Source organism: Streptococcus suis (assembly GCF_002960425.1).
GTDB classification, from domain to species: Bacteria; Bacillota; Bacilli; order Lactobacillales; family Streptococcaceae; genus Streptococcus; species Streptococcus suis_S.
The window spans coordinates 20,841-34,384 of sequence record NZ_POIZ01000004.1 but is presented as its reverse complement, the minus strand read 5'-3'; the positions used below and the strand labels follow the sequence as shown (position 1 = coordinate 34,384).

General features: G+C 45.0%; 8 protein-coding genes. All 8 read left to right on the top strand.

What is annotated here, in order from left to right; translation table 11 throughout:
- The first annotated feature begins 15 nt into the window (after window positions 1–15).
- The 8 genes from C1G57_RS00210 (at window position 16) to C1G57_RS00175 (ending at window position 13,510) form a co-directional block, all read left to right on the top strand.
- On the top strand, window positions 16–1,197 hold the full coding sequence (locus C1G57_RS00210; protein ID WP_105113248.1) for a 3-phosphoglycerate dehydrogenase family protein: 1,182 nt from the start codon (window positions 16–18) through the stop codon (window positions 1,195–1,197).
- 1 nt (window position 1,198) lies between these two features.
- Entirely contained in the window at window positions 1,199–1,693 is a 495-nt protein-coding gene (locus C1G57_RS00205) for a methylated-DNA--[protein]-cysteine S-methyltransferase (protein WP_105113247.1), read from the top strand.
- Window positions 1,690–2,043: an arsenate reductase family protein gene (locus C1G57_RS00200; RefSeq protein ID WP_105113246.1), complete on the top strand. Its 354-nt coding sequence runs from the start codon at window positions 1,690–1,692 to the stop codon at window positions 2,041–2,043. Before C1G57_RS00205 ends, C1G57_RS00200 begins: the two co-directional genes overlap by 4 nt.
- Window positions 2,044–2,091: 48 nt before the next feature.
- Window positions 2,092–2,754 (top strand): helix-hairpin-helix domain-containing protein, encoded by a 663-nt coding sequence (locus tag C1G57_RS00195; protein ID WP_105113245.1) that lies wholly within the window; start codon window positions 2,092–2,094, stop codon window positions 2,752–2,754.
- Window positions 2,738–4,972 (top strand): DNA internalization-related competence protein ComEC/Rec2, encoded by a 2,235-nt coding sequence (locus C1G57_RS00190; RefSeq protein ID WP_105113244.1) that lies wholly within the window; start codon window positions 2,738–2,740, stop codon window positions 4,970–4,972. Before C1G57_RS00195 ends, C1G57_RS00190 begins: the two co-directional genes overlap by 17 nt.
- A 160-nt stretch (window positions 4,973–5,132) precedes the next feature.
- Complete coding sequence (locus tag C1G57_RS00185; RefSeq protein ID WP_105113243.1) at window positions 5,133–11,177, top strand: ZmpA/ZmpB/ZmpC family metallo-endopeptidase; 6,045 nt, start codon at window positions 5,133–5,135, stop codon at window positions 11,175–11,177.
- 450 nt (window positions 11,178–11,627) lie between these two features.
- Window positions 11,628–12,530 (top strand): LysR family transcriptional regulator, encoded by a 903-nt coding sequence (locus C1G57_RS00180; RefSeq protein WP_105113265.1) that lies wholly within the window; start codon window positions 11,628–11,630, stop codon window positions 12,528–12,530.
- Window positions 12,531–12,589: 59 nt separating this feature from the next.
- Complete coding sequence (locus C1G57_RS00175) at window positions 12,590–13,510, top strand: MBL fold metallo-hydrolase (RefSeq protein WP_105113242.1); 921 nt, start codon at window positions 12,590–12,592, stop codon at window positions 13,508–13,510.
- Window positions 13,511–13,544: the final 34 nt, after the last annotated feature.

Here is a 13,544-nt window from a genome sequence, read left to right as displayed (position 1 = left end):
TTTTAGGTAAGAAAAATGGTATTTAGTGTACGAACGTTTAACAATATTAACCAGGTTGGATTGAAGGAATTGGGCAATCGTTTCCAGATTGACGGTGACCATGCGGCTAATCCAGATGCCTTTATCATTCGTTCTGAAAACTTGCATGGCTTTGATTTTCCTGAAAATCTGAAGGCTATTGCGCGTGCAGGAGCAGGGACCAACAATATTCCTATTGAGGAAGCGACTGAGAAGGGAATTGTTGTTTTCAATACTCCAGGAGCCAATGCCAATGCCGTAAAAGAAGCGGTGCTTGCTTCTATCCTCTTGTCTGCCCGTGACTATATCGGAGCGACAGCTTGGACCAATACCTTGTCAGGAGATGATGTACCAAAACAAGTCGAAGCTGGCAAGAAGCAGTTTGCAGGGACAGAGATTTCAGGCAAAACCCTTGGTGTCATTGGACTTGGTGCTATTGGTGCCCGTATTGCCAACGATGCTCGTCGTCTGGGCATGAATGTACTTGGCTATGATCCTTATGTGTCAGTTGAAACTGCATGGACCATTTCAAGCCATGTCAAACGCGTGGATGACTTGAAAGAAATCTTTACCAATGCGGATTACATTACTGTTCATGTTCCTTTGACAGATAAGACACGAGGACTCTTCAATGCTGACAGTTTTGGACAAATGAAAAAAGGAACGACCTTGATTAACTTCGCCCGTGGTGAGTTGGTCAACAACGCTGACTTGTTTGAAGCTATTGAAGCGGGGGTTATCAAGAACTACATCACTGACTTTGGCACGGAAGAAGTACTTAACAAGGAAAATATTATTGTTTTCCCACACGTTGGTGGTTCAACTGAAGAAGCAGAGCTCAACTGTGCCATTGCGGCTGGTCAGACCATTCGTCGTTTTATGGAGACTGGTGAAATCATCAACTCAGTCAATTTCCCAAATGTCAAACAGTTCTTGGATGCTCCCTATCGGATTACACTTATCAACAAAAACATTCCAAACATGGTGGCAAAAATCACCACTGCTGTGTCTGAATTGGGCATCAACATTGACAACATCATCAATAAGTCAAAAGGTGACTATGCTTATACTTTGTTAGACTTGGATGAAGCAGATAAGGCGAAGATTGATCTCTTGGTTGCTAAACTTGAAACGACTGAGGCCATTGTCAAGGTTCGTGTTATCAAAAACAAAGGCTAGAATGCTATATAAGAAAATTTACCACAGTCCGCTTGGGACTATGTCCCTTGTGGCCACTGATAAGGGCTTGCGAGGTGCTTGGTTTGAGGACCAGAAGCATTTTGAACGAGGGCTAAGAGAAGAACCAGTTCTAGGCTCACATCCTATTTTAGACCAGACCAGTCTCTTGCTGGATGCTTATTTTTCAGGTGAGGAAGTAGATTTTTCTAGCCTGACGCTTGAAGCTATTGGGACGGAATTTCAGGAAAAAGTCTGGGCTTTATTGAAAGAAATCCCTCATGGCCAGACGACTAGTTATGGACAACTTGCCCAGCAACTGAGAGTGTGCTCAGGGCAGGCAGTCGGTGGAGCAGTTGGACGAAATCCCTATTCTGTCATCGTTCCCTGCCACCGTGTCCTCAATCAAAAAGGGCAGTTGACAGGCTATGCGGGAGGACTGGATAAAAAAATCTGGCTCTTGCAACACGAAAATCCATACTTTGAGGTGAAACAATGATTTTATACTATGAATATCCCAAGTGTTCGACCTGTCGGGCGGCAAAAGCAGAGCTGAAAAGTTTGGGCTTGGAATTTGAAGCCATTGACATCAAGGCAACCCCTCCAAGTGCTGACCAGCTCAAATCTTGGATGGAAGCAACAGGTTTGGAATTGAAAAAGTATTTTAACACTTCAGGCAATAGTTACCGCGAACTCGGTCTAAAAGACAAATTTGACAGTTTGACGGTGGACCAAGCCTTAGACTTATTAGCTAATGATGGTATGCTGATTAAACGCCCATTGCTTATTCAAGATGGGAAAATCTTGCAGATTGGCTATCGGACAAAATATGAAAATCTCGGCTTATAAGGCCGGGATTTTCGTGTTTTTTACGCACTATATAGGTGGAGGTAATTTATGGATACAATCAAAACTTATATAGAAATGCTTAAAGAATACAAGTGGCAGATTGCTCTGCCAGCAGCTGCAGGTTTGCTTCTGACAACATTCTTAATTTTCAGCCAACCTGCCAAATCTGACCAGACAGGACTGACAGACTTTCCACAGACCGAGCAAGTTTCTAGCAGTTCGGAGCTGGTCGAAGAAACCAATACAGAAGAAAGTGAGGAGGCCAGCCAGCTGGTCGTTGATGTCAAAGGAGCGGTAGCAAAGCCAGGGCTCTACACTTTAGCAGCTGGTGCGCGTGTTAATGATGCAGTTAAGGCAGCTGGTGGCTTGACCAGTCAGGCAGATCCCAAGTCTATCAATCTGGCTCAGAAGCTCAGCGACGAAGCGGTGGTCTATGTAGCTAGTAAGGACGAAAATATCTCGGTGGTTGCCAGCACGACTGCCAGCTCTGCTATGTCCCAAGAAGGAAAGAACACCAGTCTAGTCAATCTAAATACGGCTACCGAGGCTGATTTGCAGACCATTTCGGGCATCGGTGCCAAGCGGGCGGCGGACATTATCGCCTATCGTGAGGCCAATGGTGGCTTCAAGTCGGTGGACGACCTCAACAATGTATCGGGCATCGGCGACAAGACCATGGAAAGCATCCGACTTTATGTCACGGTTGAGTAAGCCCCCCTGCCAGCCCATTCACCTGGCAGTCTTGGCGGTGGCGGCCTACTTTGCAGTCCATTCTTTTTCCCTCTTGACAATGGGCCTGCTGAGTTTGTTGCTAGCTGTCTTTGGGTTTCGGCAAGGTAAGACAGTTTTCCTCAAAACGCTGCCGCTACTAGCCCTGTGCGGTCTGTTTTTCGGATGCCAGAAGGTCCAATGGGAGCGGGCGGCCCAGTCAGCCCCAGAGCAAGTGACCACTGTGCAGGTCATTCCCGATACCATTGACATTAACGGAGACAGCCTGTCCTTTCGAGGTCGGGCTGACGGACAAAACTATCAGGTTTTCTACAAATTAGCCAGTCAGGAGGAGCAGGCTTATTTTCAAAAGCTGACAGGTCTGGTCCAGCTAGAAGTAGAAGCAGAAGTCAGCCTGCCAGCTGGTCAGCGGAATTTCAACGGCTTTGACTATCAGGCCTATCTGAAAACACAGGGCATCTATCGGTCTGTCAAGCTAACGGCGATTAAGAAGATTGTCCCTGTCCAGTCTTGGAATGTTTTTGACTGGTTGTCAAGCTGGCGGAGGCAGGCCTTGGTCTATATCAAAACCAATTTTCCAGCACCCATGAGCCACTACATGACAGGGCTCTTGTTTGGGGACTTGGACAGCGAGTTTGACCAGATGAGCGACCTCTATTCCAGTCTGGGTATCATTCATCTTTTCGCCTTGTCTGGTATGCAGGTGGGCTTTTTCATCGACAAGTTTCGTTGGATTTTGCTGCGTTTGGGCTTGACCAAGGAAACAGTGGATAAGTTGCAGATTCCCTTTTCCCTTGTCTATGCTGGTTTGACAGGCTTTTCGGTGTCAGTGGTGCGGTCGCTGGTCCAAAAAATTCTGGGCAATATGGGCTTGCGGAAGCTGGATAATTTTGCGGTGACGGTCTTTGTCTGTCTGCTGATGCTGCCCCGATTTCCACTGACGGCTGGAGGAGTGCTGACCTTTACCTATGCATTCTTGCTGACTGTCTTTGATTTTGAGGATGTGGGTCAGTTCAAAAAGGCTGCGGTGGAGAGTCTCAGTATTTCGCTGGGGATTTTGCCGGTACTCATGACCTATTTCTATGCCTTTCAGCCCTTGTCTATCCTCTTGACCTTTGTCTTTTCCTTTATCTTTGATGTCCTGCTCTTGCCAGGTTTGTCAGTTATTTTTCTCCTGTCACCTCTGGTCAAGGTGACTTGGGTCAACGGATTTTTTGTCTTTATGGAGAACATCATTGTCTGGGTGGCGGATTTGGGATTTCGACCTTGGATACTGGGCAAGCCGTCTGGGCTGGTCCTCTTGCTCTTGCTGGTCAGCCTCTTCTTGCTCTACGATTTCCACAGGAAGAAAAAATGGCTCCTAGGACTGAGCCTGGTCCTTGCTCTGCTATTTTTCACGACCAAACACCCGCTGGAAAACGAGGTGACGGTGGTGGACATCGGGCAGGGGGATAGCATCTTTTTGCGGGATATGCGGGGGCGGACGGTCCTGATTGATGTGGGCGGTCGGGTTGATTTTGCGGCCAAGGAAGCGTGGCAGGAGCGGTCTTCGCAGGCAAATGCAGAGCGGACCTTGATTCCCTATCTGCATGGTCGGGGCGTGGACAGGATTGATAGTTTGGTCCTGACCCATACCGATGCGGACCATGTGGGCGATGTGTTGGAAGTGGCGAAACGGGTCCAGATTGGTCGGATTTACGTGTCACCAGGAAGCCTGACGGTGCCTGACTTTGTAGCCACCTTGAAAGAAATCAATGTCCCTGTTCATATGGTGGCGGTGGGCGACCGCTTGCCGATTTTTGACTCCTATCTGGAAGTCCTTTATCCAGATGGGACAGGCGACGGTGGCAATAATGACTCGGTTGTCCTTTACGGTCGCTTGTTGGAAACCAATTTCCTCTTTACAGGGGACTTGGAGCAAGGGGAGCTGGACTTGATAGAAACCTATCCCAACCTGCCTGTCGATGTCCTCAAGGCTGGTCACCATGGCTCCAAAGGATCCTCCTATCCTGAGTTTCTAGACCATATCGGAGCCAAGATTGCCCTGGTATCAGCAGGAGAAAACAACCGCTACAAGCATCCTCACCAAGAAACCTTGGACCGCTTTGACAGTCGAAATATCCAAGTCTATCGCACCGACCAGCAAGGAGCTATCCGCTTCCGAGGCTGGAAGGAATGGACGATTGAGACGGTGAAGTAAGGGTAGAAATTTTCTTTTCAATTTAGAGTGTTTTATTCAGTTTCCTGACGGTTATCGTTGGGAGCTTTTTTACTTGTTAGCGTTTTCTTTGCATTTCATTCTTTTTACTTATATAATTGTAGTAGAGTGTTTATTTAGCTCAAAAGGAGACTATATTTTAATGAATTTACATTTTTTACAAAAGAAGCACCATTTTGGTATACGTAAGTTTTCCATCGGTGTCGTGTCAGTTGCTCTGGCCATTAGCTTTAGCGTCCTTGGAGGGCAGGTTGCGGCTGCGCAAGAGGTAAGTCAAGTGCCTGCTAGTAGTCAACAAACTAGTCAGCCAGTAACAGATGAGCCAAGTCAAGAGCTAGCAACCAATGAGGTAGCTGTTCAAACTCCAGAAACTGTTGGTTCCTCACTAAACGAAGCCACACAGGAGAACCCAGCTCAAGAAAGCCAGCTTGTAGAAGCAGAACCAGCTATTCAGAAGGAAGTGGTCTCTCAAGACCTTTCAGCACCCCAAGCAGCACTTCCAGCAGAAGCAGGGCAAGAGCAGCCAGCAGTGGAGCCGGTAAATGAGAATACTCTCCCAGCCGAGAATTCTCATCAAATTATTGAGCCAGTAGAACTAGAGACTATTCAAACGGCACAAGAACCAGCAGGGTCAACGGACGAGGCTACTCAAGCAGTTCAACCAACTGAAACAGCCGCAGTAGAAGCAGCTTCGACTGACCAAGCAGTAGAAGAAGTCGTTCAACCTGTGCTACGTTCAGCACGAAGAGTACGCAGTGTGGCAGCTCAGGAGTTGGCTAAATTACCGCTAGATGCCAATGGAAAGCTGGTAACTTCTTTGACCAATCAATCGGCTGTCAAACTACAAACAGTATTTGCAGATGGAACCAGTCAAATTGAAGAAGCTAATGCAGCTAATTTCCCAAGAATAAAGAATAGTCAAAATGTCTCAGAACTGGTTGGCGCAGTATCACCTGAATTGAAGGCAGTTGACTATGAGAGCTTGTATGAGCGTTTGAATCACTCAGAGAGACCACTAGAGAAAATACTGTTGGAGCAAGCTCTAAAAAAGGAAAATGGTGGTAAGGCTCTAACAAATGAAGAAATGACCCAGCGTAAGCGACAGGTTTATATGAACCAGTTAGATATGCGGGATAGCTTTAATGCTGTTCAGACAAATTTGGATAGTATTTTGGCAGGTGTTTTTGAAAAAACGACTACAGTAGATGCTGATACAATCAAAGCAAACAAAGAAAAGATTTTGCTTGGTTTGACCTATCTTGACCGTCAGTATGGGTTTCAATTTGGTAATTTTTCAGCCAAAGACCTCATTTTGTACCATCCAGAAGTGTTTGGAAATAACAGTGAACCCTTGACCAATTTATTGGCGATAGGCGATTTGGCTTATGCTGATTTGGAGTTGAGAAACAACTTGGTGACCTACCAACGAAAACTAAGCTCGATTACCAATCATGCTGATGCGATTCAGTTTATTGAAAGTCAAGTGCCACGATGGACGGGACAAGAAGATGTATCAGCTTGGTTTAAAGATACTTCTAAGGCTTATATTGCAGAAGCTAGTAGTCCGCATGGGCAAACAGAACTCTACACCACCCTGCGAGATAGCCAGCGGTGGCAGAATCACATTTTGCCTCTTCTGAACCTGAGTGATGATTCACTTTATGCCATTAGTACGACAAATACCATCACTTATGGTGCGGTAGATACCTATCTAGCTGAGAAAAACGATAGTCAACGTGCTGCTCTAAAAACACAAATAGCAGACTACGCAGCTCACCAACAAGCTTTCTTGGATTTTTGGTATCGTATTAGTGAGCAGAGTGAACGATTAAAAATTCATGAGCCGATTATTGTGACCGACTCACTGCAAGCCTATTCAACTGGAAAGGCTTCTGCAGAACAATTGTGGTCGCCTAAATCAGGTCCGAAAGCCTTGACAGGAGTGCAGGAATTTATCGGTCCCATGAATCTTTATATCAATTTTGTTCGTGCAGGTGGTCAAGCCAATGGGACCAACAGTATGAACAATTTCCTCTATAAGTCATTAACCAATGATGGCCATGCTGTCTACACTCATGAGTTGACACACATGTTGGATAAGACCGTTTGGTTAAATGGGCATGGTCGTCGACCAGATCAGTTGCAGGAAGTATTTGCGAGAGGGTTATTTGAATCGATGAATATGTCTGCATCACCGACTTCAGATCCGATTTTTAACCTCAATACTGCCTATACTATTTCGGGCGATAGAACTCAAAATAGCCATCCAAGTCGTTTCCAAACCTCTGCAGACTTGAAAACCTATATGCAGGGAATCTTGGATGTGATCTATACCTTAGACTACGCTGAGGCTCAGTCTATTTTGAAACATACTGCTGCTGATAGGGCTGTTTTGCTCAATAAGATTAGTCTTATTCCAAATCCAGCCAATAATGGTGGCGGCAAAACGACTGAACTTGTAAACTCCATTGATCCGACTTCAGCTGCTAACTTACAGACGATTGCTGATTTTGTAGATCAAGGCTTGATTTCGGGACGCTACAAATTTAATGGTATGGAAACCAGAGGAACAGCCCGTACGAACTCCTACTATACTATTCCGCTCTTTGAACCGATTTATGCTGCCCTTCAAAATGATACGGGTAGCGGAGGTGATATTAGCTTTAAGCGAAATGCCTATGAAATTTTAGGTGAATACGGCTATGAAAAAGGTATGGTGGCCTATGTATCGGATCAACATGCCAATGACAAGGAAGCTCTTACTGCCATTATGCCTGAATTCGATGGGAATTTAGCAACCTTTAAGAAGGCTATGTTTAATCGCCGCATTGCCAAGGTGTCTGAACTAAAACCGACTAGTGTAGCCAGTGATTTTGCTGCGATTCAAAGTAAAATGGATGAAGCGATTGCCAAAGACTTAGAACAACTGAAAAGTAATGCTGCTAATAAGGTTCCCTTGTCCACCAGGGTTTCGGCTGTTCAAGACTTGAAAAAGAGCATCTTCCAGGCTTATTTGAAAGATACTAATGAATTCCGTACTAGCATTTATCAGGAACAAGTAGCGCGTGATCTGTATGTAACCAAGGGAGATGAGAAATCCCAAGATGGTCGCGGAACTCTTGATAGTCCTTACCAGAGTCTATCCTATGCTCTTGCCCAAGCAAAAAACGGGGATAGAATCAAGCTTGTTGATAATATCATGCATCGTCAGGACAAGCCTTTCCGTCTTGATAAGTCTGTCACCATTGATGGTCAAGGCCATCGTTTAAGCTTCCGTGGACCTGATGTGGAACTGGGGGCTGATGTAACCTTTGCTCATGTAACATTAAATATGTTAGCAGATGGTAGTAAACAACCCAATATTTATGCCAATGGCTATCACTTGACCTTGGATCAGGTATCTACAACAATGAGTCAGGCGCAAAGTGACTTACGTCCCACTCTAGTTGCCGGTTCGCGTTCAGGTCAACCAGCAGGCAGTCATGGGAAAATTACCATTCTTAATGGAAATTCAGACACACGGTTTAATACCATTTATGCTGGAAATGCTGATTCAGTAAGTAACATTCCAGTAACCATTTCTATCCTGTCGGATTTTGTTAGCGTAGACCAAGGCATCAAATTGTCAGGAGTCAATGGAGAAGATGTGACGGAGCCAGTTTTGGTCACATCAAAATCTAGCAGTCTGAAGTCAATTGACGGTAACGGAAGTTGGGATAATACAGTTGTGATTGATACTGCACGCATCTACGGACTAAACCTACAGAACATCCAAACGCTTGAATTGGTCAATAAGGCGGATGTTAGTTTAGCTAATCAGGTATCTGAAATCTCGACTGGTCTAGAACTAGAATCAGGGACACAGTTGACTATTGCCAATGATCCAGTTAGACTGGGTAGTCTATCTGGGCAAGGAACCGTCATCATTCCAGCAGCATCTAGTCTCAACGTAACAGGAGATATTGATGGGGAAGTTGGAGTGCTTGTTAGAGGCTTTGAACAGGACTTAGCTCGGAATGTAAATAAGGAATACGTAATGGTTGAGGGCATGCTATCTCCTGCTGCACGTATTACTTTGGAGAATGGGTTCAATCGTTTTAATTTGATTAAGGATGGACTAGTTTACCGTTTGGTAGAGCCGACTCAGGCACCACAAGTTCATACAGTAACCCTGCACTTTACTCAGTCAGGTCTCTTGTTAAAAGAGAAACAGGTACAGGTTGATGATGGGCAGTCTATCACAGGTGTTGAGAATGATGTACCTAGCGCACCAGAGGGTAGCTACCAGTTGGATCCAAACTTTGACAGGACGGTGCTGGCTACTATTACTAGCAGTAAAACGATTGAGATTCCAGTAGTTTTGATTCTGCCAAAAGCAAGTCGTTTCCAGCCACAAATTACAAGCAATGCCCAAGTCCTACCAACTAGCACTAGTGAGGCAACCAAGGCTGAAGTCTTGAAGCAAATCAGTCTACCAAGTGATGTCGGTCGAGTTGACTTGGAAGTGTTAGGTACTCTTCCACAGACCAGTGGCGACCACACTATCACAGTTCGAGTTGTTTATGATGACCTTAGTCAGGAAGATGTTGGTGTTCCTCTTCATATTCTCTTTACAGAACATGGCAAGGGTGTCAAACATAGCTTGTCAGAGGGTGTTCTCCCTAAAGCTGATCGCTATCAAGCACAGGTTACAGGCTCTGCCCAAGTCCTACCAACTAGCACTAGTGAGGCAACCAAGGCTGAAGTCTTGAAGCAAATCAGTCTACCAAGTGATGTCGGTCGAGTTGACTTGGAAGTGTTAGGTACTCTTCCACAGACCAGTGGCGACCACACTATCACAGTTCGAGTGGTCTATGATGACCTTAGTCAAGAAGAAGTAGTCGTTCCTCTTCATATTCTCTTTACAGAACATGGCAAGGGTGTCAAACATAGCCTACCAGTCGGTGTTCTTCCTAAAACTGATCGCTATCAAGCACAGGTTACAGGCTCTGCCCAAGTCCTACCAACTAGCACCAGTGAAGCAACCAAGGCTGAAATCTTGAAGCAAATCAGTCTACCAAGTGATGTCGTTCAAGTTGACTTGGAAGTGTTAGGTACTCTTCCACAGACCAGTGGGGACCACACTGTCACAGTTCGAGTGGTCTATGATGACCTTAGTCAAGAAGAAGTAGTCGTTCCTCTTCATATTCTCTTTACAGAACATGGCAAGGGTGTCAAACATAGCCTACCAGTCGGTGTTCTTCCTAAAACTGATCGCTATCAAGCACAAGTTACAGGCTCTGCCCAAGTCCTACCAACTAGCACTAGTGAGGCGACCAAGACTGAAATCTTGAAGCAAATCAGTCTACCAAGTGATGTTGGTCAGGTTAATTTGGAAGTGTCAGGCACTCTTCCACAGACCAGTGGCGACCACACTGTCACAGTTCGAGTGGTCTATGATGACCTTAGTCAAGAAGAAGTAACCGTTCCCCTTCATGTCCTCTTTACAGAACATGGTAAGGGCGTCAAACATGGCTTGTCAGAGGGTGTTCTCCCTGCTATCGTTACTGCCAAGGGAAGTGGCGTTCACCACAGCTTGCCAGCAGGCGTTCTCCCCGCAATCGTTACTGCTAAGGGAAGTGGCGTTCAGCACAGCTTGCCAGCGGGCGTTCTCCCTGCTATTGTTACCGCCAAAGGAAGTGGCGTTCACCACAGCTTGCCAGCAGGCGTTCTCCCCGCTATCGTTAGTGCCAAGGGAAGTAGCGTTCAGCACAGCTTGCCAGCGGGTGTTCTCCCTGCTATCGTTACCGCCAAGGGAAGTGGCGTTCACCACAGCTTGCCAGCAGGTGTTCTCCCCGCAATCGTTACCGCCAAGGGAAGTAGCGTTCAGCACAGCTTGCCAGTTGGTGTTTTACCACCATTAGTGACGACCAAGGGAGCTGGACTGACTGTAGAATTACCAGAAATTTCCCTGTCACAACTTGAACCAGCTCAAATCCGACCTAGACCGAAATTGGCGCAGCAAGAGGTAGTGTCTCCAAAACAGAAGGAAGAACAGGTTAGAAGCCTGACAAGTGCAACTTCATCAATGTCCAGCTCTTCTCGCCTCCCTGAAACAGGTCAAAGTCATAATAATCTAAGTATTTTTGGCTTCTTGTTAGCTTCATTAGGTCTAGGCTTCTGGCTAGGTCGCAAGAAAGCAGAGTAAGTCGGAAGCTAATTTCCCCCCCAGTATTACTATAAAAAACGGACAAACACACTTGTTTTCTGTAGAAAGTCAAGCGGGTTTGTTCGTTTCTTTTTGTCTTACGGTAGACCTGGATTTGCTAAGAAAATAGAGATTATCCCCATAAAAAGTGAGCAAAAAAGTCAAATATATGATATAATGATATAAATAAAATCGTGTAAAAATGAAGAGGTATTTTACTGTGACCTCTTCTATAAAATCCTTATATTTTTAGAAATCGGGTCGAACTTTCTTGATTTGAGTGACGAAGTGTGGAGTTTTTGAAACACTTTCAGACAGCTGGCTGAAGCTGAGGAAATAAAATGCCAGTTGTGTAAGCTGTTTGTGTCAATTATGTAGTCATTTCTTCCAGACTGATAGAGGAGAGTTTGATTGTTTAGGGAATTACCTAAAAAGGAGTAGTATATGGGCATGGATATTGTACAAATGGGGTATCTAATCAATATCGTGGAGTGTAGATGTAATTTATCTCTTGCAGCCAAGAAAATTCATATTAGCCAATCTGCTTTAAGTCAATTTATTACACATTTTGAAGCGAGTGAGGGAATTCAATTATTTAATCGAAAAAATGGTCGCTTAGATGGTCTGACGGAAGCAGGTCGCATGGTTTACCGCTTTTCCACAGAAATCATTGCTAGGTATGAAGAAATGCAGGATTTAATTCAGAAAGAAGCGGCCAAACAGCAAGGGACTATTCGACTAGGGGTACCGTCCGTGATTTTGAGAGCCTATTTTTCCCAGCTTCTGCCAACCTTTTACATCAACTACCCTAACATCAATATAGAGATTTTTGAGGGTGGTGGCTTGGATTTATGGAAAAAATTTATGGACAATGACTTGAATATTGCCCTTCTTATTGAGCCAACCAATCTCGATGATAAAAAATACGAACAGCACCTCATCCACAAGGACGAGTACATTGCCCTTATGGATAAAGACCATCCCCTAGCAGGTAAGGAATGGATTGAATGGACGGATTTGCAATCATATCCCATGACTACCTTCAATCAAAACTTTACCAGCTATAGCAATATTACTCAGAAATTAAAAGATGAAAATGTAACTATCCAACGGCTTCATTTGTCATCTTCTTGGGATTATTTGGTTGCTGCAACGGCTGGAAATGACATCATCAGCATCTTACCGAGTAGCATTGAGGAATTGATTGATGAAAGTCAGTTTACTGTGGTGCGCTTTCGCGATGCTTTGCCCTTTAATATCTGGCTATGTCGGCCTTATCGTAAACGGGTGGGAGAGGCAGAAAATTTTATTTACGAAGAAATACGGAAGTTCTATAGTCCACCAGTTGAATAAGAATAGGTGATTTAGGGAAGGATTTTATAGTATAATGGTCATCAGATAGGGGAGGGAAGATGTTACAGGAATTTGAATTTGGGGAAATGAGGATTACTTGGTTACGGGGAGCTGACAAATATACCGATGCAGGTACCCTGTTTGGGCCTGTTCCCAAGGCGGTTTGGTCCAGATACTATCCAGCGACCGAAGATGGTTTGCTGGCGGATTTGACGGACCCGATTTTGATTGAATACAAAGAGAAGAAATTCCTGATTGATAGCAGCTTGGGAACTGAAAAATTAGATGCCAAGCTTAGACGAAATCTGGGGGTTTTATCTGAAAATAAGGTTGTTGAGAGCTTGGCTAGCTTGGGCTATAGCTGTGAAGAAATTGATGGTGTGTTAATGACCCATATGCACAATGACCATGCGGGAGGATTGACCAGATTGAAAGATGGGCAGCTGGTGTCAACCTTCCCAAATGCAACCATCTATATCAATGAGATTGAGTGGGATGAGGTTCGTTATCCAAATCCTCGTACTCGTGGAACCTATCTCAAGGAAAATTGGGAAGCCATTCAAACGCAAGTCAAAACCTTTGCTTCCTCCATTGAAATCCTTCCAGGTATTGAAATGCACAGGACAGGTGGACACAGCAAGGGGCATTGCCTCGTATTGCTCAAACAAGGGCAGGAAACCATCATCCACCTGGCAGATTTACTACTGACCCATGCCCATCGCAATCCGCTTTGGGTTGCGGCTGTAGATGATTATCCCATGGATAGTATTGCTGCTAAGACCAAGTGGATAAATGAAGCCTATGAAAAGGGTTATATCTTCCTCTTTTACCATGACCCCTTTTATGCCTTGCTTCAGTTGGCACCAGATGGTCAAGAAGTGATGGCTTACATGGAAAGAGTACGTCCTCCACTTGTTCCCTTTACAAGCCAGCAAGATAGGAAGTTGACGATTCCATCCACTGCTAAAAAATTCAGTTAGTCTGCACCCAGTGACCTGCTGGGTGTCTTTTTAT